22 protein-coding genes are annotated in these 26,092 nt (G+C 58.5%); 10 read left to right on the forward strand and 12 right to left on the reverse strand.

Translation table 11 applies throughout. The annotated features are described in order from the left end of the window. Window positions 1-76 precede the first annotated feature (76 nt). The gene (locus HX824_RS01360) at window positions 77-2,518 is read left to right on the forward strand and encodes a TonB-dependent siderophore receptor (protein WP_102370204.1); all 2,442 of its coding nucleotides are present in this window, start codon (window positions 77-79) and stop codon (window positions 2,516-2,518) included. Between the two features lie 22 nt (window positions 2,519-2,540). Here the strand turns inward: HX824_RS01360 and mnmE are convergent, their stop codons facing one another. The 5 genes from mnmE to rpmH form a co-directional block, all read right to left on the reverse strand. Next, window positions 2,541-3,911, reverse strand: coding sequence for a tRNA uridine-5-carboxymethylaminomethyl(34) synthesis GTPase MnmE (gene mnmE, locus HX824_RS01365; RefSeq protein WP_134327611.1), 1,371 nt, complete (start codon window positions 3,909-3,911; stop codon window positions 2,541-2,543). 80 nt (window positions 3,912-3,991) lie between these two features. Further along, the gene (yidC, locus tag HX824_RS01370) at window positions 3,992-5,674 is read right to left on the reverse strand and encodes a membrane protein insertase YidC (RefSeq protein WP_003213572.1); all 1,683 of its coding nucleotides are present in this window, start codon (window positions 5,672-5,674) and stop codon (window positions 3,992-3,994) included. A 2-nt stretch (window positions 5,675-5,676) separates the two neighbouring features. Beyond that, entirely contained in the window at window positions 5,677-5,922 is a 246-nt protein-coding gene (gene yidD, locus HX824_RS01375; protein ID WP_003213574.1) for a membrane protein insertion efficiency factor YidD, read from the reverse strand. Continuing rightward, complete coding sequence (rnpA, locus tag HX824_RS01380; protein ID WP_010168490.1) at window positions 5,915-6,319, reverse strand: ribonuclease P protein component; 405 nt, start codon at window positions 6,317-6,319, stop codon at window positions 5,915-5,917. The genes yidD and rnpA overlap by 8 nt, the downstream gene beginning before the upstream one ends. A 16-nt stretch (window positions 6,320-6,335) precedes the next feature. Next, window positions 6,336-6,470, reverse strand: a complete 135-nt coding sequence (rpmH, locus tag HX824_RS01385) for a 50S ribosomal protein L34 (protein ID WP_003213577.1) — start codon at window positions 6,468-6,470, stop codon at window positions 6,336-6,338. A 585-nt stretch (window positions 6,471-7,055) separates the two neighbouring features. On the opposite strand from rpmH, the gene dnaA reads away from it, so the two are divergent. Genes dnaA through gyrB form a run of 4 tightly spaced genes read left to right on the forward strand, consistent with a single transcriptional unit; the run spans window position 7,056 to window position 13,271 of the window. Further along, entirely contained in the window at window positions 7,056-8,576 is a 1,521-nt protein-coding gene (dnaA, locus tag HX824_RS01390) for a chromosomal replication initiator protein DnaA (RefSeq protein ID WP_032868695.1), read from the forward strand. 39 nt (window positions 8,577-8,615) lie between these two features. Continuing rightward, window positions 8,616-9,719, forward strand: coding sequence for a DNA polymerase III subunit beta (gene dnaN / locus HX824_RS01395; RefSeq protein ID WP_003213582.1), 1,104 nt, complete (start codon window positions 8,616-8,618; stop codon window positions 9,717-9,719). Window positions 9,720-9,739: 20 nt separating this feature from the next. Beyond that, entirely contained in the window at window positions 9,740-10,843 is a 1,104-nt protein-coding gene (gene recF / locus HX824_RS01400) for a DNA replication/repair protein RecF (protein WP_177054054.1), read from the forward strand. Between the two features lie 4 nt (window positions 10,844-10,847). Next, window positions 10,848-13,271 (forward strand): DNA topoisomerase (ATP-hydrolyzing) subunit B, encoded by a 2,424-nt coding sequence (gene gyrB, locus HX824_RS01405; protein ID WP_003213587.1) that lies wholly within the window; start codon window positions 10,848-10,850, stop codon window positions 13,269-13,271. A gap of 98 nt (window positions 13,272-13,369) precedes the next feature. Here the strand turns inward: gyrB and HX824_RS01410 are convergent, their stop codons facing one another. Further along, a complete protein-coding gene (locus HX824_RS01410) occupies window positions 13,370-14,092 on the reverse strand; it encodes a response regulator transcription factor (RefSeq protein ID WP_003213588.1) in 723 nt (240 codons plus the stop codon). A gap of 173 nt (window positions 14,093-14,265) precedes the next feature. Here HX824_RS01410 and HX824_RS01415 point away from each other — a divergent pair, with 173 nt between their 5' ends. The 3 genes from HX824_RS01415 (at window position 14,266) to HX824_RS01425 (ending at window position 18,092) form a co-directional block, all read left to right on the forward strand. After that, window positions 14,266-14,517 carry a hypothetical protein gene (locus HX824_RS01415; protein WP_003213590.1) on the forward strand — a complete coding sequence of 84 codons (252 nt, stop codon included), beginning with the start codon at window positions 14,266-14,268 and terminating at the stop codon, window positions 14,515-14,517. A 269-nt stretch (window positions 14,518-14,786) separates the two neighbouring features. Beyond that, on the forward strand, window positions 14,787-15,782 hold the full coding sequence (locus HX824_RS01420) for a FecR domain-containing protein (protein ID WP_256343976.1): 996 nt from the start codon (window positions 14,787-14,789) through the stop codon (window positions 15,780-15,782). An 18-nt stretch (window positions 15,783-15,800) separates the two neighbouring features. Next, window positions 15,801-18,092 carry a CHASE2 domain-containing protein gene (locus HX824_RS01425; protein ID WP_177054055.1) on the forward strand — a complete coding sequence of 764 codons (2,292 nt, stop codon included), beginning with the start codon at window positions 15,801-15,803 and terminating at the stop codon, window positions 18,090-18,092. Between the two features lie 180 nt (window positions 18,093-18,272). Here the strand turns inward: HX824_RS01425 and HX824_RS01430 are convergent, their stop codons facing one another. The 4 genes from HX824_RS01430 to glyQ all read right to left on the reverse strand — a co-directional run bounded on the left by HX824_RS01430 (window position 18,273) and on the right by glyQ (window position 22,671). After that, window positions 18,273-19,043 carry a 1-acyl-sn-glycerol-3-phosphate acyltransferase gene (locus tag HX824_RS01430; protein ID WP_087694572.1) on the reverse strand — a complete coding sequence of 257 codons (771 nt, stop codon included), beginning with the start codon at window positions 19,041-19,043 and terminating at the stop codon, window positions 18,273-18,275. Between the two features lie 84 nt (window positions 19,044-19,127). Next, window positions 19,128-19,664 (reverse strand): D-glycero-beta-D-manno-heptose 1,7-bisphosphate 7-phosphatase, encoded by a 537-nt coding sequence (gene gmhB / locus HX824_RS01435; protein WP_166742131.1) that lies wholly within the window; start codon window positions 19,662-19,664, stop codon window positions 19,128-19,130. Window positions 19,665-19,666: 2 nt separating this feature from the next. Beyond that, entirely contained in the window at window positions 19,667-21,721 is a 2,055-nt protein-coding gene (glyS, locus tag HX824_RS01440; protein ID WP_003213599.1) for a glycine--tRNA ligase subunit beta, read from the reverse strand. Further along, window positions 21,718-22,671, reverse strand: a complete 954-nt coding sequence (gene glyQ / locus HX824_RS01445; RefSeq protein WP_003213601.1) for a glycine--tRNA ligase subunit alpha — start codon at window positions 22,669-22,671, stop codon at window positions 21,718-21,720. Before glyQ ends, glyS begins: the two co-directional genes overlap by 4 nt. 81 nt (window positions 22,672-22,752) lie before the next feature. Here glyQ and HX824_RS01450 point away from each other — a divergent pair, with 81 nt between their 5' ends. Next, window positions 22,753-23,310 carry a DNA-3-methyladenine glycosylase I gene (locus tag HX824_RS01450; protein ID WP_087694571.1) on the forward strand — a complete coding sequence of 186 codons (558 nt, stop codon included), beginning with the start codon at window positions 22,753-22,755 and terminating at the stop codon, window positions 23,308-23,310. A gap of 40 nt (window positions 23,311-23,350) precedes the next feature. Further along, window positions 23,351-24,238: a lysophospholipid acyltransferase gene (locus HX824_RS01455; protein ID WP_003213605.1), complete on the forward strand. Its 888-nt coding sequence runs from the start codon at window positions 23,351-23,353 to the stop codon at window positions 24,236-24,238. A 134-nt stretch (window positions 24,239-24,372) separates the two neighbouring features. On the opposite strand, the gene HX824_RS01460 is transcribed toward HX824_RS01455, so the two are convergent. Further along, complete coding sequence (locus HX824_RS01460; RefSeq protein ID WP_134325483.1) at window positions 24,373-24,684, reverse strand: lipopolysaccharide assembly protein LapB; 312 nt, start codon at window positions 24,682-24,684, stop codon at window positions 24,373-24,375. A gap of 18 nt (window positions 24,685-24,702) precedes the next feature. After that, on the reverse strand, window positions 24,703-26,076 hold the full coding sequence (gene trkA, locus HX824_RS01465) for a Trk system potassium transporter TrkA (RefSeq protein WP_003213611.1): 1,374 nt from the start codon (window positions 26,074-26,076) through the stop codon (window positions 24,703-24,705). Window positions 26,077-26,092 lie beyond the last annotated feature (16 nt).

Raw genomic sequence — 26,092 nt, forward strand, 5'->3', positions numbered from 1 at the left:
CAACGGGGGTTATCTTTTTTTTACCTGGCGCGGCCCTACAGGTAATCACGATGCTACCTTCAGGGCTTACTCACACATGCGCCTTCCTACAAAACTTCGCCAGCGTCTCTCCCATCACGGCATCACGTATGGCTTGCTGCTGGCCACGGCCGCGACTGCCAGCACCTTGCTATGCACTCGGGCCATTGCTGCCAGCCCAGTGCAACATTACGTGATCGCCTCCGGGCCACTCGACAATGCCTTGAGCCAATTCGCGTCGAAGGCCAATGTGATTCTGTCATTCTCGCCGCAGCAGACGGCGCGCCTGCAAAGTCCTGGGCTGGAGGGTGACTACTCGGTGGAGCAAGGGTTTGCGTTATTGCTGCAAAACTCGGGATTGCAGGCGGCGGTTCAAGGCCCCGGCAGCTACGCGCTGCAGCCGGCTGCGAGCGGGGAACAGCTCATGCTGGCCCCCACTACTGTCAGCACGTATCAACAGACTGGGTTCAATCAGGAAATTGCCGGGGACGTAGGTTACAAAGCGCAAAACAGCCGAATCGGTACCAAGACCAGCACACCATTGTCGGAAACCCCGCGCTCGGTGTCGGTGGTGACCGGCCAGCGCATCAAGGATCAAAAATCCCAGACGCTCACAGAAGTGCTGGGCTATGTGCCGGGAATCTTTGCCCCTCCCTTCGCTGCGGGCGACGGGCTGGCCGGTGACTTGTTCTTCATTCGCGGTTTCAACGCTACGGATTATGGCTACGGCCTGCTGCGCGATGGCTTGCGAGTCCAAGGCAACCGGTATGACACCACCAGCGAACCTTATGGCCTGGAACGGGTGGAGATATTCCGTGGCCCTTCTTCCCTGCTCTACGGCGAAAACGCACCCGGTGGCCTGGTCAACCTGGTGAGTAAACACCCGACAGCTACACCACAAGGCGAAGTTCAGCTGACCTACGGTTCTAATAACCGGCGCCAGGTGGGTGTGGATATCTCCGGTCCCTTGGACGACAGCGGCAATATCCTTGGACGGGTGGTGATGCTCGGCAGGAAGTCCGACACCCAGACCGATCACGTTCCCGATGACCGCCTGTATATCGCACCGTCCCTGACCCTCAATTTCGACGATTACAACACCCTGACGCTGCTGGCCAACTACCAGAAAGACCACACCAATCTTGAACTTGGCCTACCTGCAGCAGGCACGTTACTGACCAACCCCAACGGAAAGCTCTCAAAGCACACCATGCTCGGTGACCCGGATTGGAACACCTTCGAACGGGAAACCTGGAGCACCGGCTACGAGTTCAGCCACAGCTTCAACGACGACTGGCAGTTTCGGCAGAACTCGCGCTACATGCAGTCGCGAATCACCCGCCATGAAACCTGGCCAGGCAACCTGAATAATGCGGGGTTCGGCACACAGCTGAACATGAATGCCTACGACCGCTACAACAAATCGATGGTCTACTCGCTGGATAACCAGTTGGAAGGCAAATTCCAGGTAGGCGGGCTGGAAAATACCGTGCTGTTCGGTGCCAGCTATGACCGTACCTCGTTCAGCCAGGATTGGAATGCCGGATTTGCAGGCACGATCAATGTGTATAACCCGGTGTACCTGAGGGACCCATTGACGCCTCTCGCGGTGCAAAACACGTTGCTCGAACAGCAGATGAAAGGTGTTTATGCACAGCTTCAGAGCAAGTATGACCACTGGTTATTCTTGCTCGGCGGGCGGCAGGACTGGGTCGACAGTGATTTTCGCGACAAGGTGGCCAAGGCCGGCAACATCAGCTCTGAAGACCGCAAGTTCACCTATCAGGGCGGGATCATGTACCAGTTCGACAATGGCCTGACGCCATATGTCAGCTACTCGACCGCGTTCGTTCCGGTACAGCAGATCTCCAATGCCGGCACACCGCTGGACCCGATCACCAGCAGTCAATATGAAGTAGGCCTCAAGTACGAGCCGATCGGCTGGGACACGGCGATGACGTTGTCGGTCTATGACTTGCGCAAGCAGGACGACACGTACCTCGACGCCACGACCAATACCTACCGCCAGGTCGGCGAAAGCCGGGCCAAGGGTGTGGAAGTGGAGGTCAACAGCAACCTCACACCTAATTTGAACGTGACTGCGGCCTACACCTACACCGATGCTCGGATTACCAAGGATTCGGCAACGTCGCTCGTGGAAGGTCACCAGATGACCGGTGTTCCGCGTAATCAGGCTTCGGTCTGGGGCAAATACCGCTTTCTTGATGGCCAGCTCAAGGGCTTGTCCGTCGGCGGCGGCGTGCGCTACTTCGACAGCACTTTCGCTTACACCGCGCCTTCTCTATACGGGAAGCTGGATGCTGGAAGCGTGACGTTGGTGGATGCCGCCATTGGTTACCAGATTGACCAGCACTGGTCGGTAGACGTGAATGCGAAGAACCTGTTCGACAAGGAGTATGTGTCCGGCTGCAACGATGCGGGCCGCTGCTACTGGGGTGAAAGCCGGACGCTACTCGGAACTGTTTCCTACAACTGGTAACCAGCCAGCTGTGGATAACCGCCTATTTCCCGATACAGAAGCTTGAAAAGATCCGCCCCAACAAATCATCGGAGCTGAATGCGCCGGTGATCTCACCCAACAGCTGCTGCGCCTGGCGTAAATCCTCAGCCAGCAGCTCACCGGCTCCTGCCAGCGTCAGTTGCGCACGGCCATGCTCGAGGGCGGCGCTGGCATGCCGCAGTGCCTCCAGGTGCCTGCGACGAGCGCTGAAGCTGCTTTCCGAAGTCTGCTCGTAGCCCATGCACGCTTTCAGATGATCGCGCAGCAGTTCCAGCCCTTCTCCTGCAGCCTTGGCACTCAAGCTGATTGTCACGTGGCCATCTTCACTGACTTCCAGGGCTATTGCCTCGCCCGTCAGGTCAGCCTTGTTGCGAATCAGCGTGACCTTGGCCGGGTCCGGCCGTTGTTCGAGGAATTCCGGCCACAGTGCGAACGGGTCTGCAGCCTCTGGCGCGGTGGCATCCACCACCAGCAACACGCGGTCAGCTTCCGTGATGGCCTTCAACGCGCGTTCCACCCCGATCTTTTCCACCTGGTCATCGGTGTCACGCAGTCCAGCGGTGTCCACCACATGCAGGGGCATGCCATCGATGTGGATATGTTCGCGCAGGATATCCCGCGTGGTGCCGGCGATCTCGGTGACGATCGCGGCCTCTCGCCCGGCCAGGGCATTGAGCAGGCTCGACTTGCCGGCGTTGGGACGGCCGGCAATCACCACGGTCATACCGTCACGCAGCAAGGCACCTTGCCCGGCTTCGCGCAGCACTGTGGATAACTCATCACGAACCTTATCCAGCATCGCCAGGACATGGCCATCGGCAAGGAAGTCGATTTCTTCCTCCGGGAAATCAATCGCGGCCTCCACGTAGATGCGCAAGCTGATCAATTGCTCGGTGAGGTTATGCACACGCAGGGAAAACGCGCCCTGCAACGAGCGCAACGCATTGCGCGCAGCTTGTGCAGAGCTGGCTTCGATCAGGTCGGCAATCGCCTCGGCCTGGGCCAGGTCGAGTTTGTCGTTGAGGAACGCGCGTTCGCTGAATTCACCCGGACGTGCCAGGCGGCAACCCAACTGCAGGCAACGCTGCAGCAGCATGTCCAGAACGATCGGGCCGCCGTGGCCTTGCAGCTCGAGGACGTCTTCGCCGGTAAAGGAGTTCGGCCCCGGGAAATAAAGGGCGATACCTTCATCCAGCACTTCTTCATCAGCACCTAAAAACGGCCCGTAATGCGCATACCTCGGCTTCAGTTCCCGCCCGCTGATGGCCTGGGCCGCCACGCTGGCGAGCGGCCCGGAAATACGAACGATACCGACACCACCACGACCTTGAGCGGTGGCGACAGCGGCGATGGTTTCACGAGGAGCGCTCATGGCGGGTACCCGGATAAAAGTGACAGAAAGCAAAACGCCCCACTAGGGGGCGTCTTGAGTGGTGTTATCCACAGAGTAAATTACGCCTCGGCTTTTTTGGTAGCCGCTTCGATTTTACGTGTGATGTACCACTGTTGGGAGATCGACAGGCAGTTGTTGACCACCCAGTACAGCACCAGACCAGCCGGGAACCACAGGAAGAAGAAGGTGAAGATGATTGGCATCATTTTCATTACCTTGGCCTGCATCGGGTCCGGCGGAGTCGGGTTCAGACGCTGCTGGATGAACATGGTCGCGCCCATGATGATCGGCAGGATAAAGAACGGGTCTTTGATCGACAGGTCAGTTATCCACAGCATGAACGGAGCCTGGCGCATTTCCACGCTTTCCAGGAGTACCCAGTACAGCGACAGGAATACCGGCATCTGCACCAGAATCGGCAAGCATCCACCCAACGGGTTGATCTTCTCTTTCTTGTACAGCTCCATCATGGCCTGGGACATTTTCTGCCGGTCATCGCCATGTTGTTCTTTCAGCGCGGCCAGTTTCGGGGCCACGGCACGCATACGCGCCATCGACTTGTAGCTGGCAGCCGACAGTGGGAAGAAGATCCCCTTGATCAGCATGGTCAGCAGGATAATCGAGAAGCCCCAGTTACCCACAATGCTGTGGATATGTTGCAGCAGCCAGAAAATCGGCTGGGCAATGAACCACAGAATGCCGTAATCCACAGTCAGTTCCAGACCTGGGGATAACTCTTTGAGGACTGCCTGGCTCTTCGGACCGGCGTACAACGTGGCGCTGGCTTCAGCCTTGGCACCCGGCGCGACGGTCAACGTCGGGCCAGTAAAGCCAATGATGTAGTTGCCTTGGCTGTCTTTGCGGGTTTGAACCAGGTTGGCATCACCTTTGTTCGGGATCCATGCGGTCACGAAGTAGTGTTGCAACCAGGCAACCCAGCCACCTTGAACGGTTTCTTTCAGCGCGCCCTTGTCGATATCTTTCATCGACACTTTTTTGTACGGCTCGCTACTTGTCCACAGGGCTGCGCCCAGGTACGTCGCGGTGCCGGTGGCGGTGCTGGAAGAAGGATCGGCGCTGTTGTCACGCTTGAGCTGGGCAAACAGGTTGCCCGTCCACGGCTTCGCGCTTTCGTTGTCGATCAGGTAAGTGACTTTCAGATCGTACAAACCGCGGGTGAAGCTGAAACGCTTGATGTAGTTGACGCCGTCGTGACTGAATTTCAGGTCGACGTTCAACTGGTTCTGGCCATCGGCCAGTTGATAAGTCTTCTGTTCGGTCGAATAAACCGGACGACCGGTAGCACGAGCATCCGGACCGTCAGTACCGGTCAGGCCACTTTGCGCCAGATATACACGTTCGCCACCGTTATCGAACAGTTGGAACGGAACGTCCGGATGGTCTTGGCGACGTGGATACAGCGGCAGCTTCAGCTGGGCGATATCACCACCCTGTGGGTCGATTGCCAGGTCCAGTACATCCGTTTTTACATGGATGAGGTCTTTATTGGTGACGACCGGGGTTTCTACCGGGGTACTGGTATCGGCATTCGCGCTGGGTACATCGGCACTGGCGGCAGCATTGTTACCCAGTGGCGTATCCGGAATAGCCGGCGCCGACTGATTGGTAGCAACATTCTGAGTCGGCAGGGCAGCTTGGCCATAATCCTGGTTCCACTTAAGAACCATAGAGTAGGACACGATTGCCAGGGCGACGATCAGGATCGTGCGTTTAATATCCATGATTACTCGGCCATCGAAGAAGAACGGGAGGTAGGGATAGGCGGAACCGGGTCATAACCACCGGGATTCCACGGATGACAGCGACCTAAACGACGAAAGGTCAGCCAGCCACCGCGCAGAAGGCCATGATTTTCTATGGCTTCCAACGCGTAGCAGGAACAACTGGGGTAGAAACGACAGTGGTTTGCCATCAGGGGACTAATGGCATAGCGGTAAAACTGGATCGGAACGAGGGCCAGTTTACGCATCAGTACTGTCTACCCCTACAGTTTCGGTGCTGACAGCTGGTGCTGGCTTGTTGGTACGAGCCAAACGTTTCCAGAGCTTGCCGAAATGCTGAATCAATTCGGGGTTTTCTACGTCCCCCAAGCCTTTGCGCGCGACGATAACAATATCCCAACCAACCAGAGTCTCCTGGTGGAGGCGAAACGATTCGCGCATCAGACGCTTGAGGCGATTGCGCTCAACGGAGAGCTTTACGCTCTTCTTGCCGATCACCAACCCGAGACGGGGGTGATCCAGATCGTTGTTACGCGCAAGGAGCAGGAGATTTTTCCCCGGAACCTTGCCGGTGGGGGAGTCAAAGACTGCCTTGAAATGCCGGGGGGTTAGCAGACGCTTTTCCCGACTGAAGTCCTGACTCACCACCAGTACCGGATTATCAAACTGCCAGACGCGCACGACCTTTGGCGCGGCGACGCGACAGGACAGCACGGCCGTTCTTGGTGGCCATGCGAGCACGGAAGCCGTGAGTACGGGCGCGTTTGATGGTGCTTGGTTGGAAAGTACGTTTCATGGCGTGTTACCTGGTTCGTCCACAACGGGCCGGAATGGCCCCCGTTTTAAGAGACCGGCGATTCTAGAGAAAGCAAGCCTCTAGGTCAATTTCCAACCAGCTTTTCCTTTAATTAGATATCTGGAGGCCTGCGGACCGAATCCGGGCGATTCGCCTTTCACGAGCAATGCCATAGATATAAAAATAAAGAAGGAAGTTATTTAAAGCTTTTCTGTAAAGCTTATAAAAGCTAGGCACCCCATCTTCTGTGGATAACTGCCTTGAGGCCATATTCTACGGGCTGTACAGAGAATGACAACACGGGGGAGAAACGGTGCTCTGCCTGTGCTGCGCTATCGGATAAGCTGTGTGTGGAATGGCTAGTTATCCACAGGCCAGTTACCCACAGACTTTCGACCCCACTTGTACAACGAGCTTAGGGGCGCTTATCCACAGAGCTTATGCACAGACCATTTGTCGCCTTTTTTACGGTTAAGGCATTGATTCTTGGCGCCCTGTGAGCAACCTACATGTGGATAAGTGGGCGGCTGGCCGCTACAATGGCGGCTGTTTTTGCCTCACCGGCTTTCAACTTAGGGGATATCCGTGTCAGTGGAACTTTGGCAGCAGTGCGTGGAGCTTTTGCGCGATGAGCTGCCTGCCCAGCAATTCAACACCTGGATCCGTCCGCTACAGGTCGAAGCCGAAGGCGACGAGTTGCGTGTCTACGCACCCAATCGTTTTGTTCTCGACTGGGTCAACGAGAAATACCTGAGCCGCGTTCTCGAATTGCTCGACGAACACGGCAACGGGCTTGCTCCGGTGCTCTCCTTATTAATAGGCAGCAAACGTAGCTCGGCACCTCGTGCTGCGCCGAATGCACCGTTGGCTGCCAGTGCCTCCCAGGCTCAGGCCGCTGCGGCACCTGTTAATAACTCGCCAGCCCCGGTCGCCCAGACGCCTTCGAAATCCTCGTCGCAGAAAAACGCGCCTATAAATGAAGAGCCGTCCCGCGACAGCTTTGACCCAATGGCCGGCGCCAGCTCACAACAGGCCCCGGTTCGTGCCGAACAGCGCACCGTCCAGGTAGAGGGTGCGCTCAAGCACACCAGCTATCTGAACCGCACGTTCACCTTTGAGAACTTTGTCGAAGGTAAATCCAACCAGCTGGCCCGCGCGGCTGCCTGGCAGGTCGCCGACAATCCCAAGCACGGTTACAACCCGCTCTTCCTTTATGGTGGCGTTGGCTTGGGTAAAACTCACTTGATGCACGCCGTGGGTAACCACCTATTAAAGAAGAACCCGAATGCCAAGGTCGTGTACCTGCACTCGGAGCGCTTCGTGGCCGATATGGTCAAGGCGTTGCAGCTCAACGCCATCAACGAGTTCAAGCGGTTCTACCGTTCCGTTGATGCCTTGCTGATCGATGACATTCAATTCTTCGCCCGCAAGGAACGTTCCCAGGAAGAGTTTTTCCACACGTTCAACGCGTTGCTCGAAGGTGGCCAGCAGGTCATCCTGACCAGTGACCGTTATCCGAAGGAAATCGAAGGCCTGGAAGAGCGCCTGAAGTCGCGCTTCGGCTGGGGCCTGACCGTAGCGGTAGAACCGCCGGAGCTTGAAACCCGCGTCGCGATCCTGATGAAAAAGGCCGACCAGGCCAAAGTCGACCTGCCGCACGACGCCGCGTTCTTTATCGCCCAGCGCATTCGCTCCAACGTGCGTGAACTGGAAGGCGCACTCAAGCGGGTCATCGCTCACTCGCACTTCATGGGGCGTGACATCACCATCGAGCTGATTCGCGAATCCCTGAAAGACCTGCTGGCGTTGCAAGACAAGCTGGTGAGTGTGGATAACATCCAGCGCACCGTGGCCGAGTATTACAAGATCAAGATTTCCGACCTGCTGTCCAAGCGCCGTTCGCGCTCGGTAGCACGTCCCCGCCAGGTAGCGATGGCGCTCTCCAAAGAGCTGACCAACCACAGCCTGCCGGAAATTGGTGATGTGTTTGGCGGTCGCGACCACACCACGGTCTTGCACGCGTGCCGCAAGATCAACGAACTTAAGGAATCCGACGCGGATATTCGCGAGGACTACAAGAACCTGCTGCGTACACTGACTACTTGATGAACACCAGCGCAGCTTATTAAGGCAAGGGACTAGACCATGCATTTCACCATTCAACGCGAAGCCCTGTTGAAACCCCTGCAACTGGTCGCAGGCGTCGTCGAGCGCCGACAGACCTTGCCGGTGCTTTCCAACGTATTGCTGGTTGTCGAAGGCCAGCAATTGTCCTTGACCGGTACCGACCTGGAAGTCGAGCTGGTCGGTCGCGTCCAGCTCGAAGAGCCCGCCGAACCTGGCGAGATCACCGTGCCGGCGCGCAAGCTGATGGACATCTGCAAAAGCCTGCCCAACGACGCGCTGATCGACATCAAGGTTGATGAGCAAAAGCTGGTGGTCAAGGCCGGTCGCAGCCGTTTCACCCTGTCGACCTTGCCGGCCAACGACTTCCCGACCGTGGAAGAAGGCCCAGGCTCGCTGACCTGCAGCCTGGAACAAAGCCGACTGCGCCGCTTGATCGAGCGCACCAGCTTCGCCATGGCCCAGCAGGACGTGCGTTATTACCTTAACGGCATGCTGCTGGAAGTCTCCGAAGGCATCATCCGCGCCGTAGCCACCGACGGTCACCGTCTGGCCATGTGCTCGATGAAGGCCGATATCGGTCAGCCGGATCGCCACCAGGTGATCGTGCCGCGTAAAGGTATTCTGGAACTCGCGCGCCTGCTGACCGAGCCGGATGGCAATGTCAGTATCGTGCTGGGCCAGCACCACATCCGCGCGACCACTGGCGAGTTCACCTTCACTTCCAAGCTGGTTGACGGCAAGTTCCCGGATTACGAGCGCGTTCTGCCAAAAGGCGGCGACAAGCTGGTGATCGGTGATCGTCAGGCCCTGCGTGAAGCGTTCAGCCGTACCGCTATTCTTTCCAACGAGAAATACCGTGGTATCCGCCTGCAATTGGCCAACGGCCAACTGAAAATCCAGGCGAATAACCCTGAGCAGGAAGAAGCGGAAGAAGAAGTGGGCGTCGACTACAACGGCGGCAACCTGGAAATCGGCTTCAACGTCAGCTACCTGTTGGACGTGCTGGGCGTGATGACCACTGAACAGGTTCGCCTGATTCTGTCTGACTCCAACAGCAGCGCCCTGGTACAAGAATCCGACAACGATGACTCGGCTTACGTTGTCATGCCGATGCGCCTGTAATCATGTTCAGCAGAAGCTAGATGTCCCTCAGTCGCGTCTCGGTCACCGCGGTGCGCAATTTGCACCCGGTGACCTTCTCCCCCTCCCCCCGCATCAATATCCTCCACGGCGCCAACGGCAGTGGCAAAACCAGCGTGCTGGAAGCCATTCACCTGCTGGGGCTCGCTCGTTCCTTTCGCAGTGCCCGCTTGTTGCCGGTGATTCAGTACGAGCAACTGGCGTGCACAGTATTTGGCCAAGTCGAATTGGCCGAAGGCGGTCATAGCAGCCTGGGGATTTCTCGTGATCGTCAGGGGGAGTTTCAAATCCGCATCGATGGGCAGAATGCTCGTAGTGCTGCGCAGCTGGCAGAAATCCTGCCGCTGCAACTGATCAACCCGGACAGCTTCCGCTTGCTGGAAGGCACGCCAAAAATCCGCAGGCAATTCCTCGATTGGGGAGTGTTCCACGTGGAACCGCGTTTCATGGCCACTTGGCAGCGCCTGCAGAAGGCCCTGCGGCAGCGGAACTCATGGCTGCGGCATGGTACACTTGACGCCGCTTCGCAAGCTGCTTGGGACCGGGAACTGTGCCTGGCCAGCGCTGAAATAGATGAATACCGCCGCGCCTATATCAAAGCCTTGAAACCAGTCTTTGAGCAGACCTTGAGCGAGTTACTTGAACTCGAGGGGCTGACGTTGAGCTACTACCGTGGTTGGGACAAAGACCGGGAACTGAGTGCAGTGCTCGCGACGTCCTTGCAACGGGACCAGCAAATTGGTCACACCCAGGCCGGACCACAACGGGCTGATTTGCGCCTTAGATTGGGCGCACATAATGCTGCGGATATCTTGTCCCGCGGTCAGCAGAAGTTGGTGGTCTGCGCTTTGCGTATCGCCCAGGGGCATCTGGTTAGCCAGGCCCGGCGCGGGCAATGTATTTATCTGGTGGATGACTTGCCGTCCGAACTGGACGAGCAGCACCGCCGCGCGTTATGCCGCTTGTTGGAAGACTTACGCTGCCAGGTGTTTATCACCTGTGTAGACCACGAATTATTGAGGGAAGGCTGGCAGACGGAAACGCCAGTCGCTTTGTTCCACGTGGAACAAGGCCGTATCACCCAGACCCACGACCATCGGGAGTGAAGGCATGAGCGAAGAAAATACGAATACGTACGACTCGACCAGCATTAAAGTGCTTAAAGGTTTGGATGCCGTACGCAAACGTCCCGGTATGTACATCGGTGATACCGATGATGGCAGCGGTCTGCACCACATGGTGTTCGAGGTGGTCGATAACTCGATCGACGAAGCTTTGGCCGGTCACTGCGACGACATCAGCATCATCATCCACCCGGACGAATCCATCACCGTACGCGACAACGGTCGCGGCATTCCGGTAGATGTGCATAAAGAAGAAGGCGTTTCGGCGGCAGAGGTCATCATGACCGTGCTCCACGCCGGCGGTAAGTTCGACGATAACTCCTATAAAGTATCCGGCGGTTTGCACGGTGTAGGTGTTTCGGTAGTAAACGCCCTTTCTGAAGAGCTGATCCTGACTGTACGTCGTAGCGGCAAGATCTGGGAACAGACTTACGTTCATGGTGTTCCACAGGAACCGATGAAAATCGTCGGTGACAGCGAAAGCACTGGTACGCAGATTCACTTCAAGCCTTCGGCTGAAACCTTCAAGAACATCCACTTCAGCTGGGACATTCTGGCCAAGCGGATTCGTGAACTGTCCTTCCTGAACTCCGGTGTGGGTATCGTCCTCAAGGACGAACGCAGCGGCAAGGAAGAGCTGTTCAAGTACGAAGGCGGCCTGCGTGCGTTCGTTGAATACCTGAACACCAACAAGACCGCGGTCAATCAGGTGTTCCACTTCAACATCCAGCGTGAAGACGGCATCGGCGTAGAAATCGCCCTGCAGTGGAACGACAGCTTCAACGAGAACCTGTTGTGCTTCACCAACAACATTCCTCAGCGCGATGGCGGTACTCACCTGGTGGGTTTCCGTTCTGCACTGACGCGTAACCTGAACACCTACATCGAAGCGGAAGGCCTGGCGAAGAAACACAAAGTCGCCACCACCGGTGACGATGCCCGCGAAGGCCTGACCGCCATTATCTCGGTCAAGGTTCCGGATCCGAAGTTCAGCTCCCAGACCAAAGACAAGCTGGTGTCCTCCGAAGTGAAGACAGCGGTCGAACAGGAAATGGGCAAGTACTTCTCCGACTTCCTGCTGGAAAACCCGAACGAAGCCAAGCTGGTTGTCGGCAAGATGATCGACGCAGCACGGGCTCGTGAAGCGGCGCGTAAAGCCCGTGAGATGACGCGTCGTAAAGGTGCGCTGGATATCGCCGGCCTGCCGGGCAAACTGGCTGACTGCCAGGAGAAAGACCCTGCCCTCTCCGAACTGTACCTGGTGGAAGGTGACTCTGCTGGCGGTTCCGCCAAGCAGGGTCGCAACCGTCGCACCCAGGCCATCCTGCCGTTGAAGGGTAAGATCCTCAACGTCGAGAAGGCGCGTTTCGACAAGATGATTTCCTCGCAGGAAGTCGGCACCTTGATCACCGCCCTGGGCTGTGGCATCGGCCGCGATGAGTACAACATCGACAAGCTGCGCTACCACAACATCATCATCATGACCGATGCTGACGTTGACGGTTCGCACATCCGCACCCTGCTGCTGACGTTCTTCTTCCGTCAGTTGCCGGAGTTGATCGAGCGTGGCTACATCTACATCGCCCAGCCGCCGTTGTACAAAGTGAAAAAAGGCAAGCAAGAGCAATACATCAAAGACGACGACGCCATGGAAGAGTACATGACGCAGTCGGCCCTGGAAGATGCGAGCCTGCACTTGAACGACGAAGCCCCGGGCATCTCCGGTGAAGCGTTGGAGCGCCTGGTAAACGACTTCCGCATGGTGATGAAGACCCTCAAGCGTTTGTCGCGCCTGTACCCCCAGGAGCTGACCGAGCACTTCATCTACCTGCCATCCGTCAGCCTGGAGCAGTTGGGTGATCATGCCCACATGCAGGCTTGGTTGGCCCAGTACGAAGTCCGCCTGCGTACCGTTGAAAAATCCGGCCTGGTCTACAAAGCCAGCCTGCGTGAAGACCGTGAACGTAACGTCTGGCTGCCAGAGGTCGAACTGATCTCCCACGGCCTGTCGAACTACGTCACCTTCAACCGCGACTTCTTCGGCAGCAACGACTACAAGACGGTTGTTACCCTCGGCGCGCAACTGAGCACCCTGCTGGACGACGGTGCTTACATTCAGCGTGGCGAGCGCAAGAAAGCGGTCAAAGAGTTCAAGGAAGCCCTGGACTGGTTGATGGCGGAAAGCACCAAGCGCCATACCATTCAGCGATACAAAGGTCTGGGCGAAATGAACCCGGATCAGCTGTGGGAAACCACCATGGACCCAGCCCAGCGTCGCATGCTGCGCGTGACCATCGAAGACGCCATTGGCGCGGACCAGATCTTCAACACCCTGATGGGTGATGCGGTCGAGCCTCGTCGTGACTTCATCGAGAGCAATGCCCTGGCGGTTTCCAACCTGGACTTCTGATCAGGTTGCAGCGCAAAAAAAAAAAAGGCCAACGCTTAGCGTTGGCCTTTTTTATGGGCTGGATATGAGCATTTTATAAATGCTCCACGTGGAACATCTCAGTCCTCGGAAGCCGCCGTCACACTCTCCAACCGATATCCGTACCCATAGATCGTCAGCAACTGCCAACCCCGATCCGCCGTCAGCCCGAGCTTATTCCGCAGCCGATAAATATGCGTATCCAGCGGCCGCGACGACACCATCTCCTCATGGGTCCAGAACCGTTCATACAGGTACTCTCGAGACAGCGGCCGCGCCAGGTTCTCAAACAGGCACCGCGCCAGGCGGTATTCGCGCTCCGTCAGGCTGATGGGTTTTCCCGCCCTGCTCACCGTGAGTTCAGCATCATCAAAGGTCAGGTCATTGAAGGTATGCACCTCACTGGCTGCAGACTTCTGCAACCCGTGGCGACGCAGAACGGCATTCACCCGAGCCTTAAGCTCATTGGGACGAAACGGCTTGCTGACGTAATCATCGGCACCACTGTTCAGCGCCTGGACGATATCGCTCTCGGCATCGCGGCTGGTAAGCATGATGGCGGCTGGCGGCGCTTCCATGTGCTCGCGGGTCCAGCGCAGCAATGCCAGGCCACTGAGGTCGGGCAGTTGCCAGTCAAGGATCAGCAAGTCGAAGGTCTCGCGGCGCAGTTGTCGCAGCAGGTCTTCTCCACGCTCGAAGCAGTGCAGGGTCCATGGCTGATCCGCAGCGCTGGGGATTTGTCGCAGTGTCTGTTCCACCCGCCGCAGTTCAGCAGGTTCGTCATCCAGTATTGCGACACGCATGGCAGGGTCCTTTCTTATTGAAGAATGCGGGCATCGAATCTGAACAATTATGGCCAGATTCTCAGGCCCTCTGAATCTCTCGGTACGCTGATATCAAATGGCCGCAAGCCATTGGAAATCGTCAACACCCAAGCTGGGAAGATACCGGCTCGAGACCTTCAGGAAAAGGATCAATGGCAATCTGGTTTTATGCTGTTTCGAGACGTATGGCCGTTCTGGGGAAGGTTGATGTATGGGGAAGACTGGTATTGGTGGTGATGGTTGCTACGCTGGGCACGGAAACGGTCGGGGCCAATAAGCCGGCGATACCTATGCCGTTCGAGGAAAGGCAGACTTTGAGTGAGCCCGGCAATGGCATGGGCTTCGCCCGTTCACCGTTTCAGCAACTCAGCGAACAGCAGCAGACCCAACGTTGGGTATTTTAAGTACCCGCAAATCTGAACAAATGTTGCGAATCGGTCCGATGCACCTATGTTGTAGGTAAATTCGCTCTCGCTGGATGACACACGGATTGGAGCGACGGAAGTGCTCCGACACAGGGACGTGTCATCTTCTGCAATGGATCTCACGCCCCCAGATATTTCGGCTATCGACTGGATACCTCATCGAGTATCGTAGACGGTACTCAAGGTCTTCCCGCTGCAAGACGCTGCCTGAAAGTGCTTTCTGATGACCCATTAGAACTAGAATCTTGATGAGCGCCATGACCTTTTTCCCCTGCCGATTCCGCTCTGCCGCTTCTACGCTGTTGAGTTCGGGCCTGATCGTTACGCTTGGCGTAGTGAGTCTTCCGGCCTTGGCACGCCCTGCCCCTCCCCGTGCACCCTATATCGACGACAACCGGATGTGCCGCGCGCAACCGCTTCCGGCGGTGGTGCAGCACCTCACGGGCGAAGCCTGGAAACTGGATGCCAAGGGTGTGTCCACGGCTCTGGAAGAAGGCATGTTCATCGATGAACAAGAAAGCGTGAAAACCTCATCGGGCGCATTTGTCAGCCTGATGCTAGGGGACGGCTCGCGGATTGTCTTGCCCTCCAGCTCCCAGGTCCGATTGCATCTGGTCGAGGAGCAATCCATTCCCCAGGTGATTCTTGAAGAAGGTCAGGTCGAGGCTTACGTGATCAAGCGTGCCAGCGACTATGACCGTTTCCAGATCATGACCCCGGTGGGCGTTCTGGGGGTACGCGGCACGCATTTCCGTGTGCGTAACGATGGCGAACAATCGCTGGTGGAAGTACTCAACGGGCAAGTGGCGGTCAATCGTGATGACGCTCCACCGAGCCCGCGCCCTATCAAGAAGAAGCCCATTACCGGTCCAGTCTCTGGTGAAGTAAAGGTTGGTGCGCGGCAGGGCCTGGCCTTCAAGAAACAAGGCGAACTCAAACCCGTGGAACTGCTTGATGCGCCACGGTTGGTCGGCCAGGACGGCCAAAAGGGCGATGCGCCTGTCTGGACCCTGTTCCTGCGGCCATTGGCCGGGGCCCAGCGCTACCGGGCCCAGGTCGCGACCGATAAGGAGTTTCTGAACATCAAGCAGGAAAACTTCTCCGACAAGCCGCAAATGCGCTTCACTGGGCTGAAAGCATCGTTCTATCACGTTCGCTTGTCGGCATATGATGAACACGGGCTTGAGGGAGAAACCGGGGTTTATGACATTTTCTATTACCCACCCGCGAACCGCGTGCAGTAGTGCCCTGGACGCGAGCCGGTGAGGCTGTGGCACAGGGCTGAAAAGCGCCAACCGACTCAGGCTCAGCGGCTGTTCAATGGCCTGGTGCGCGAATGGCTGTGGGTCAGCCTGTTGCTATTACCCATCACGGCCTTCCTGTCCCTGAGCCCTGGCCTGGCCCTCAATAACCTGCTGTATGATAGCCTCCGCCGGCTGGCGCCTTTATCGGTGGATCCACGCATCCTGCTGGTAACGATCGACGACCGAAGCCTGAAGGAGCTCGGCCAATGGCCGTGGTCCCGACGTGTGCATGCCGACCTGCTTGATCGGCTGAGCGCCGCCAAGCCTGCCGGCATCCTGTTTGATGTGATCTTCAGCGAGCCCGCCCGGGAGCCAGCCAATGACCTGCGCCTGGCCGAGGCTATGTGCAACGCTGGCAACGTCCTGTTGCCTTTGATTCGTGAAGGTTCGCCGCGCTACGGCCAGCCTGTGGCGCAAATCCTGCCTGTGTTGCCCTTGCGTGATTGCGCCCGTAGCGTCGGCCATATCAACGTGGAAGCGGACAGCGACGGCATCGTTCGAAGCCTGTATTTGCGTGAAGGTCCACCCGGTAATTTGACACCGCAGTTAGCCTGGCTGGCGTTTGAACTGAGCGGCCAGCCATCCGGAATGCCGGGCGCACCTGGTCCGTCGGAAAGCTCCAGCTGGCAGCGGGAAAATGCCATTCGAATTCCTTTTATTGCCAGTCATGCCGGCTTTCCCAGCGTGCCGTATATCAGTGTCTTGCGCGGGGAGGTGCCATCCGAGTTGCTGCGCGACCGCTTGATCCTGATTGGCGCTACGGCACCGGGCATGGGCGACCGTTATGTTACGCCGCTTTCGGCCAGTGTCGGCACCACCCCGGGCGTGGAGATCCAGGCAAATATTCTCAATGGCTTGCTGCAAGGGCGCAGTATTGTCGATCTGCCCGTGTGGATGGCGACGCTACTGGCCACCGCGATGGTCGCGGTGCTGTTGGGCCTTCTGCTGTTTCGCCCGCGTTATGCACTGTGGCTGACCCTCGGTTGCATGGGGGCTGCGCTTCTGGGTTCTTGGGGCCTGTTGCGCCTGGGCCATTGGTGGTCGCCGGCAGCAAGTCTGGTTGGCATGTTGCTCAGTTATCTGATCTGGAACTGGCGGCGCCTGAGCGTGATCCTGGCCTACTTCGGCTGGGAACTGGCACGCCTGGACAACGAGCCCAAAGTGCTCCCGGAGCGCCGTCGAGCGCCCGCCAGCCAGGGTGATGTATTGCAGGGACGAATCTTCGCCCTCGAACAAGCGGTCAGCCGTACCCGGGACACTCGTCGCTTCATGGCCGATGGGCTGGAATGTTTGCCTGTAGCAACCTTGATTACCGATCCCAAGGGCAACATCCTGCTGGCCAATCGAATTGCCCGCGATGTGTTCGGCAATGAACTGGTGGCCGAAAACCTCTTGGATCAGCTCGCCGCATTAGGTTATCCACCGCTGCAGGACGGTGTTCGCCCTGCCCTGTCGACGCTGGAGATTGTCGAGTTCCGCGACACCCTTGACCGCAGCCTGCGCCTCGACCTGGCGCCGCTGCTGCCCGCAGACGGTGACGTGGCCCTGGGCTGGCTGCTGAGCCTCACAGACCTGAGCATTGAGCGTGATGCCCAGCAGCAACGGGAGACCCTGTTGCGCTTTCTGTCCCATGACTTGCGTGCGCCGCATTCGGCGATCCTGGCCCTGTTGGATGTTCAGGACACCGCCGCGCCGATATTTGCGCAGATCGAACAACAAGTCCGCCGTGCCCTGAACCTGACCGAATCATTCGTGCAGTTGGCGAAAGCCGAATCCGATGGCTACCAATTCCAGCCCAGCCTGTTCGCCATGTTGGTGCTCGACGCATTTGATCAAGTCGCAGTGCACGCCCAGTTGAAAGGCATTCGCCTGGTCCATCACCTGGATGAAGACGGCGAAGAAATGGTGTGGGCGGATCAATCGCTGCTGACCCGCGCCTTATTCAACCTGTTGGAAAATGCGGTGAAATACAGCCCATCGGGCACCACCGTTACGTTAAGCCTGACCCGCCATGAAGACGCGTTGGAGTGCCGCATCAGCGACCAGGGGCGAGGAATCTCCCCGCAGGATTTGCCCGAACTCTTCGCTCAATACCGGCGCTTCGCCTCGGCTCAGGGCAGTGAAGGATTGGGGTTGGGGCTGACCATGGTCAAGGCCGTCGTGGATCGTCACGGTGGGAGAATTCGCTGCGAAAGCGAGGTGGATAAAGGTACGACCTTCATCCTTCAGCTGCCATTGTGGCGAGACTGAATCGCGGCTTTTCACCTGTGCATAAAAAACCGGTCTCAGGGACCGGTTTTTTAATGCGGGAAAAACTTATGCACCTTTTCCGCTGTTTTATGAGCTTGGGAAATATGTAAGTAAATCAGCAGCCTATGAGCTAAAAAGAGCAATTCGCCAACAAACCGTACACAGGTTATCCACAGAAACTCAAATCACCGGCGTGTCGACCACAACCGGCTCCGGCGGCAACGAACCCATGGCCCTTTGTTGCGCTTCATTCCATGCCTGGGCACGGTCGTTCAGCGCTGCAATGGCACGTGGGCCTTCGCCCTCGGCATACATGGGCTCGCCAATGATTACAGTGATGGTGCCTTGACGCTTGGCCCAGCCGGTCTTTGGCCAGAACTTGCCGGCGTTGTGGGCAATCGGCAGCACCGGCAGCCCGGCGTTCACCGCCAGGGCCGTACCGCCACGTGAGAACTTGCCCACAGTGCCGTAGGGCACGCGTGTGCCTTCAGGGAAGATCAGCACCCAAACCCCATCCTTCAACAGCTCATCGCCCTTCTTGGCCACATGCTTGAGTGCGGCCTTGGGGTTGTCGCGGTCGATGGCGATCGGTCGCAGCATGGCCATGGCCCAGCCGAAGAATGGCACGTACAGCAGCTCACGCTTGAGCACTTGGCTCAGGGGCGAGAAATACGCAGACAGGAAAAAGGTTTCCCAGGTGCTCTGGTGGTTCGACAGAATCACACAAGGCTGGTCCGGGACGTTTTCGGCGCCCTTGATCTCGAAACGAATGTTCAGGAACACCTTGGTCAACCACAGCGCGCAGTTGCACCAAAAGACGTTGATGAAACGATAGCGCGCCTTGAACGGCAGGAAAGGCGCGATAAAAAAGCTCAGGGTGCACCAGAGAAAGGAGCTGGTGCCCAACAGCAGGTAAAAGAAGAAGGTTCTGATGGCCTGCAAAATCGACATGGCGGCATTTACCGTTGCGGGACAACGCCCGCCTGTTAAAAGCGCGCTCCCGAACAGTCCTTGGTCAGGAAGTCAGAAGGGCTGCTAGTTGTTGATAAGTTCTGCGGCAACCGCCGCCAGATCGTCAAAAATCAAAGTACCTACCGGCAGGGTTTTAGCCTGGGTCTTTTCGCCTTTCCCGGTTTTTACCAAAACTGGCTGAGAGTCGACGGCTTTGGCGGCTTCCAGGTCACCGAGGCTGTCCCCGACAAACCATAGCCCAGCCAACGGCACGTTGTAATGTTCAGCAATAGTTTTAAGCATACCCGGTTTGGGCTTGCGGCAATCGCAGCCTTCATCCGGGCCGTGCGGGCAATACACCACCAGCCCTACTTCACCGCCCTGCTCGGCCACCAGCGTGCGCAGGCGCGCGTGCATGGCGTCGAGGGTGGCGATGTCGTAGTAGCCGCGGGCGATGCCGGACTGGTTGGTGGCGATGGCCACTGTCCAGCCCGCTTTGCTCAACTGCGCGATGGCCTCGATCGAGCCGGGCAGTGGAATCCATTCCGCCACCGATTTGATGTAAGCGTCGGAGTCGTAATTGATCACTCCGTCCCGATCGAGAATTAGCAGTTTCAACATGGTCAGCTCAGTACGGAAATGTCAGCGATATTGATGAACAGGCCGCGCAGGCGCGCCAGCATGGCGTAGCGGTTTTTCCGCACGCCCGCGTCTTCGGCATTGATCATCACCGCTTCGAAGAACGCATCCACCGGCTCACGCAAGGTGGCCAGGCGCGCCAAGGCTTCGGCGTAGTTGCGTTCGGCGATCAGCGGCTTCACTGCATTTTCTGCCTTGGCGATGGCCGAGTTCAGCGAGAACTCCTTGGCATCGGCAAACAGGCCCGGGTCGACTTCGGCATTGCCGAGGTTGTCGGCCTTGCTCAGCAGGTTCGACACACGCTTGTTCACGGCGGCCAGGGCACCGGCTTCCGGCAGCTTGCGGAAGGCCTGTACGGCCTGCACACGCTGGTCGAAGTCCAGCGCCGAACCTGGTTGCAGGGCACGTACCGACAGGTACACCGAAACGTCCACACCTTCGTCTTCGTAACGCGCACGCAGACGGTCGAACACGAACTCCAGCACTTGCTCGGCCAGGCCCGCTTGCTTGACCTTGGCACCGAACTGGCCAACCGCAAACACCACGGCCTGGGTCAGGTCGAGGTCGAGCTTCTTGTCGATCAGGATGCGCAGCACGCCCAGGGCCGCACGGCGCAGCGCATACGGGTCTTTGCTGCCGGTAGGCAACATGCCGATACCGAAGATACCGACGAGGGTATCCAGCTTGTCAGCGATGGCCACGGCCGCACCGGTGAGGGTGGTCGGCAGCTCGGCGCCGGCACCGCGCGGCATGTACTGCTCGTTCAGCGCGAGGGCGACGTCCTGCGGCTCGCCATCATTCAGGGCGTAGTAGTAACCGGCAACACCTTGCATCTCCGGGAACTCGCCGACCATCTCGGTGGCCAGGTCGCACTTGGACAGCAGGCCGGCACGCGCAGCCCAGGCAGCATCGCCACCAATGCGTGGCGCGATGTAGGCCGCCAGCTTGGAAACCCGTACGGCCTTGTCGTATACGCTGCCGAGTTTTTCCTGGAACACCACGTTCTGCAGGCGCAGGTTGAAGTCTTCGAGCTTCTGCTTCTTGTCTTGCTTGAAGAAGAACTCGGCGTCAGTCAGGCGCGGGCGAACGACTTTTTCGTTACCGGCGATGATCTGCTGCGGGTCCTTGCTTTCGATGTTGGCCACGGTGATGAAGCGCGGCAGCAGCTTGCCGTCGACGTCCAGCAGGCAGAAATACTTCTGGTTGTCCTGCATGGTGGTGATCAGCGCTTCCTGCGGCACGTCGAGGAAACGCTCCTCGAACGAGCACACCAGCGGCACTGGCCATTCAACCAAAGCGGTCACTTCGTCCAGCAGGCTTGGCGGCACGATGGCGGTGCCTTCCTGCAGGCGGGCCAGCTCTTCGGTACGCTTGCTGATCAGCTCGCGGCGCTCATTGGCATCCGCCAGCACATAGGCTGCACGCAGGTCATTGAGGTAGTTGGCGGGCGCGGTGATGCGCACGGCTTCAGGATGGTGGAAGCGGTGGCCACGTGAATCACGGCCGGCCTTCTGGGCGAGGATGGTGCAGTCGATGACCTGGTCACCGAGCAGCATCACCAGCCATTGGGTCGGGCGCACGAACTCTTCCTTGCGGGCACCCCAGCGCATGCGCTTGGGAATCGGCAGGTCGTTCAGCGAGTCTTCAACGATGGTCGGCAACAGGCTGGCGGTCGGCTTGCCGGTGATGACCTGGCTGAAACGCAGCTTCGGGCCGCTCTGGTCGATCTCGCTCAGCTCGACGCCACACTTCTTGGCAAAACCAAGGGCGGCTTGAGTCGGGTTGCCTTCGGCGTCGAAGGCGGCCTGGCGTGGCGGGCCGTCGAGGTTGATGCTGCGGTCCGGCTGCTGGGTTTCCAGTGCGGTGAGCAACACAGCCAGTCGGCGCGGCGCGGCGTAGACTTTTTTTGCGGCGAACTTCAGGCCAGCGGTTTGCAGGCCTTTTTCGATACCGGCCAGGAATGCGTCGGCCAGGGTATTCAGTGCCTTGGGTGGCAGCTCTTCGGTGCCCAGTTCAACCAGGAAATCTTGAGCACTCATTGTGCAGCCTCCAGCTTAGCCAACACTTCATCACGCAGGTCCGGGGTGGCCATCGGGAAGCCCAGCTTGGCGCGAGCCAACAGGTAGGCTTGGGCGACGGAACGCGCCAGGGTGCGTACACGCAGGATGTATTGCTGGCGCGCAGTTACCGAGATGGCACGACGGGCGTCCAGCAGGTTGAAGGTGTGGGATGCCTTCAGAACCATTTCATAGCTTGGCAACGGCAGCGGCTGATCCAGTTCGATCAGGCGCTTGGCTTCGCTTTCATAGAAGTCGAACAGTTCGAACAGCTTCTCGACGTTCGCGTGTTCGAAGTTGTAGGTCGACTGCTCCACTTCGTTCTGGTGGAACACGTCGCCGTAGGTCACCTTGCCGAACGGGCCGTCAGCCCACACCAGGTCGTAGACCGAGTCCACGCCTTGCAGGTACATGGCCAGGCGCTCGAGACCGTAGGTGATCTCGCCGGTCACCGGGTAGCACTCGATGCCGCCGGCTTGCTGGAAGTAAGTGAACTGTGTCACTTCCATGCCGTTGAGCCAGACTTCCCAGCCCAGGCCCCAGGCGCCCAGGGTTGGCGATTCCCAGTTGTCTTCGACGAAACGGATGTCGTGGACCAGCGGGTCCAGGCCGACATGTTTCAACGAGCCCAGGTACAGCTCCTGGAAGTTGTCCGGGTTTGGCTTCAGAACCACCTGGAACTGGTAGTAGTGCTGCAGGCGGTTCGGGTTTTCGCCGTAGCGGCCGTCAGTCGGGCGACGACTGGGCTGCACATAAGCGGCGTTCCAGGTTTCCGGGCCGATGGCCCGCAGGAAGGTAGCGGTGTGGAAAGTGCCGGCGCCTACTTCCATATCGTAGGGCTGAAGTACCACACAACCTTGCTCGGCCCAGTATTGCTGGAGGGCGAGGATCAAGTCTTGGAAGGTACGCACGGCTGGCGTAGGCTGGCTCACGAAATTCACCTGTTACTTGGGCTGCGATTTAAAGAGCGGGAGTATACCCGATTCGGCCGCGCCACCATCCCCTGGAGCCTTATGCCACGCTGCTTTTGGTGTTCTGAAGATCCGCTGTACATGGCTTATCACGATCAGGAGTGGGGAACGCCGCTGCGCGATGCGCAGGGACTGTTCGAGTTGCTTTTGCTCGAAGGGTTCCAGGCGGGCCTGTCCTGGATCACCGTTTTACGCAAACGCGAGCATTATCGAAAGGTCTTGTTCGGCTTTGATGCGCAGCGTCTGGCCCAACTGAGCGATGCCGAGATCGAAGCGCTGATGCTCGATCCGGGCATCGTGCGTAACCGCCTGAAACTCAATGCCACCCGGCGCAATGCCGCCGCCTGGCTGGCGCTGCAGGACCCCGTGGAGTTTCTGTGGTCGTTTGTGGGCGGCGTGCCCAAGGTCAATCATTTCAAGGACCGCAGCCAGGTCCCGGCCATTACGCCGGAGGCTGAGGCCATGAGCAAAGCCTTGAAAAAAGCCGGCTTCACCTTCGTCGGGCCGACCATCTGCTACGCGTTCATGCAGGCCTCGGGCATGGTCATGGACCACACTCAGGACTGCGACCGTTACGCGGACCTCGCCAACGCCGGTTAGAATGGCGGCTTTGCGCACCACACACGATCAGGAGTGACCTGTGGAAAAGTTTAAAGGCGCCTTGCTGGTAGGCGCTCTTCGGTTGTTTGCCCTGCTGCCCTGGCGCGCGGTGCAAGCGGTCGGTTCGGCAATTGGCTGGATCATGTGGAAAACCCCCAACCGTTCCCGTGAGACGGTGCGGATCAACCTGTCCAAATGCTTCCCGGACATGGATCCGGCCGAGCGCGAGCGTCTCGTTGGACGCAGCCTGATGGACATCGGCAAGTCCCTGACCGAAAGCGCCTGCGCCTGGATCTGGCCGGCCCAGCGTTCCATCGACCTGGTGCGCGAGGTCGAAGGCCTGGAAGTGCTGCACGAAGCCCTGGCCTCGGGCAAAGGCGTGGTCGGCATCACCAGCCACCTGGGCAACTGGGAAGTGTTGAACCACTTCTATTGCAGCCAATGCAAACCGATCATTTTCTACCGCCCGCCGAAGCTCAAGGCGGTGGATGACTTGCTGCGCAAACAGCGGGTGCAACTGGGTAACCGCGTGGCGGCGTCCACCAAGGAAGGCATCCTCAGTGTCATCAAGGAAGTGCGCAAAGGCGGCCAGGTGGGCATTCCTGCGGATCCGGAGCCGGCGGAATCGGCCGGGATCTTCGTGCCGTTCTTCGCCACCCAGGCGCTGACCAGCAAGTTCGTGCCGAACATGCTGGCGGGGCACAAGGCGGTCGGGGTGTTCCTGCATGCCCTGCGGCTGCCGGATGGCTCGGGCTACAAAGTGATCCTGGAAGCGGCGCCGGAAGACATGTACAGCACCGACACCGCCACTTCGTGTGCGGCGATGAGCAAGGTGGTGGAGCGCTATGTGGGGGCTTACCCGAGCCAGTACATGTGGAGCATGAAACGCTTCAAGAAACGCCCGCCGGGTGAGGCGCGGTGGTATTGATTTACGGCTGACTCAAGGTTGGCACAAAACAAAATGTGGGAGCGGGCTTGCTCGCGAAGGCGGTGTATCAGACACAAATTCGGTGACTGACACGACGCCTTCGCGAGCAAGCCCGCTCCCACATTGGGTTCTGCTTAAACTTGGCGGTCGAGTTTCTTCAGGAATACGGTCATTTCCTTTTCGGCCTGCTTGTCGCCATGTGCCAGGGCCGCTTCAATACCCTTCTCCCAAGCTAACCGCGCTGCAGCGTTATCACCCTGCCCCAACTGCGCCTTGCCCAACAGCTTCCACGCCGCCGAATACTTCGGGTCGAACTCGACGCATTTCTGCAAATGCTCGGCCGCCTTGGCGTTGTCCTTCAGATCAAGATAACCCTTGCCCAAACCAAACCGCAGCAGTGAGTTATCCACACCCTTGGCGAGCATTTTTTCCAGGGATTCGAGCATGTCGGTCACTCCGTTTGATCAGAAAAAGCTCAGGCCCACGTGGAACAGCTTCTCCACATCGCGGATATGTTTTTTATCCACAAGGAACAGAATCACGTGGTCGCCCGTGGCGATCACCGTGTCGTCGTGGGCGATGATCACTTCTTCATCGCGAATGATTGCACCAATGGTGGTGCCCGGCGGCAGGCCGATATCGCGGATCGCCTTGCCAATCACCTTGCTCGATTTTGAATCACCGTGGGCAATCGCCTCGATGGCTTCCGCCGCACCCCGGCGCAACGAGTGCACACTGACGATATCGCCGCGGCGCACGTGGGCCAGCAAGGTGCCGATGGTCGCCAGTTGCGGGCTGATGGCGATGTCGATATCGCCGCCCTGGATCAGGTCGACGTAGGCCGGGTTGTTGATGATGGTCATCACCTTCTTCGCCCCCAGCCGCTTGGCCAGCAACGACGACATGATGTTGGCTTCGTCATCGTTGGTCAGGGCCAGGAAGATATCGGCGTCGGCGATGTTTTCTTCCAGCAGCAGATCACGATCCGAGGCGCTGCCCTGCAGGACCACGGTGCTGTCGAGGGTGTCGGACAAATACCGGCAGCGTGCCGGATTCATCTCGATGATCTTCACCTGGTAGCGGCTTTCGATGGCCTCGGCCAAGCGCTCACCGATCTGCCCGCCGCCGGCGATGACGATGCGTTTATAGGTCTCATCCAGACGGCGCATTTCGCTCATCACCGCGCGAATGTTCGCTTTGGCGGCGATGAAAAACACCTCGTCGTCAGCCTCGATCACCGTATCGCCCTGGGGCAGGATCGGCCGGTCGCGACGGAAGATCGCCGCCACCCGCGTCTCGACGTTGGGCATGTGCTCGCGCAACTGGCGCAGTTGCTGGCCCACCAACGGCCCGCCGTAGTAGGCCTTGACCGCCACCAGCTGTGCCTTGCCTTCGGCGAAGTCGATCACCTGCAAGGCGCCCGGGTGTTCGATCAGGCGCTTGATGTAATGGGTCACCACCTGTTCCGGGCTGATCAGCACATCGACCGGGATCGCGTCGTTGTCGAACAGTCCGGCGCGGGTCAGGTAGGCCGCCTCACGCACTCGGGCGATCTTGGTCGGAGTGTGAAACAGGGTGTGGGCGACCTGGCAGGCAACCATGTTGGTCTCGTCACTGTTGGTGACTGCCACCAGCATGTCGGCATCGTCGGCACCGGCCTGGCGCAGCACTGTAGGAAACGAGGCGCGGCCTTGTACGGTACGGATATCCAAACGGTCGCCCAAATCCCGCAGGCGCTCCGCGTCGGTGTCGACCACGGTGATGTCGTTGGCTTCGCTGGCCAAATGCTCGGCCAGCGTACCGCCAACCTGCCCTGCGCCGAGGATGATGATTTTCATCCGGTCACTCCCTTAA

This window comes from Pseudomonas sp. D4002, assembly GCF_013385665.1.
Lineage (GTDB): Bacteria > Pseudomonadota > Gammaproteobacteria > Pseudomonadales > Pseudomonadaceae > Aquipseudomonas.

Excerpts from the sequence above, each read along its gene's own strand:
- HX824_RS01360 (WP_102370204.1), top strand. The coding sequence starts at position 77 with ATGCGCCTTCCTACAAAACTTCGCCAGCGTCTCTCCCATCACGGCATC.
- mnmE (WP_134327611.1), bottom strand. The coding sequence starts at position 3,911 with ATGAGCGCTCCTCGTGAAACCATCGCCGCTGTCGCCACCGCTCAAGGT.
- yidC (WP_003213572.1), bottom strand. The coding sequence starts at position 5,674 with ATGGATATTAAACGCACGATCCTGATCGTCGCCCTGGCAATCGTGTCC.
- yidD (WP_003213574.1), bottom strand. The coding sequence starts at position 5,922 with ATGCGTAAACTGGCCCTCGTTCCGATCCAGTTTTACCGCTATGCCATT.
- rpmH (WP_003213577.1), bottom strand. The coding sequence starts at position 6,470 with ATGAAACGTACTTTCCAACCAAGCACCATCAAACGCGCCCGTACTCAC.
- dnaN (WP_003213582.1), top strand. The coding sequence starts at position 8,616 with ATGCATTTCACCATTCAACGCGAAGCCCTGTTGAAACCCCTGCAACTG.
- recF (WP_177054054.1), top strand. The coding sequence starts at position 9,740 with ATGTCCCTCAGTCGCGTCTCGGTCACCGCGGTGCGCAATTTGCACCCG.
- gyrB (WP_003213587.1), top strand. The coding sequence starts at position 10,848 with ATGAGCGAAGAAAATACGAATACGTACGACTCGACCAGCATTAAAGTG.
- HX824_RS01410 (WP_003213588.1), bottom strand. The coding sequence starts at position 14,092 with ATGCGTGTCGCAATACTGGATGACGAACCTGCTGAACTGCGGCGGGTG.
- HX824_RS01415 (WP_003213590.1), top strand. The coding sequence starts at position 14,266 with ATGGCAATCTGGTTTTATGCTGTTTCGAGACGTATGGCCGTTCTGGGG.
- HX824_RS01420 (WP_256343976.1), top strand. The coding sequence starts at position 14,787 with ATGAGCGCCATGACCTTTTTCCCCTGCCGATTCCGCTCTGCCGCTTCT.
- HX824_RS01430 (WP_087694572.1), bottom strand. The coding sequence starts at position 19,043 with ATGTCGATTTTGCAGGCCATCAGAACCTTCTTCTTTTACCTGCTGTTG.
- gmhB (WP_166742131.1), bottom strand. The coding sequence starts at position 19,664 with ATGTTGAAACTGCTAATTCTCGATCGGGACGGAGTGATCAATTACGAC.
- glyS (WP_003213599.1), bottom strand. The coding sequence starts at position 21,721 with ATGAGTGCTCAAGATTTCCTGGTTGAACTGGGCACCGAAGAGCTGCCA.
- HX824_RS01450 (WP_087694571.1), top strand. The coding sequence starts at position 22,753 with ATGCCACGCTGCTTTTGGTGTTCTGAAGATCCGCTGTACATGGCTTAT.
- HX824_RS01460 (WP_134325483.1), bottom strand. The coding sequence starts at position 24,684 with ATGCTCGAATCCCTGGAAAAAATGCTCGCCAAGGGTGTGGATAACTCA.
- trkA (WP_003213611.1), bottom strand. The coding sequence starts at position 26,076 with ATGAAAATCATCATCCTCGGCGCAGGGCAGGTTGGCGGTACGCTGGCC.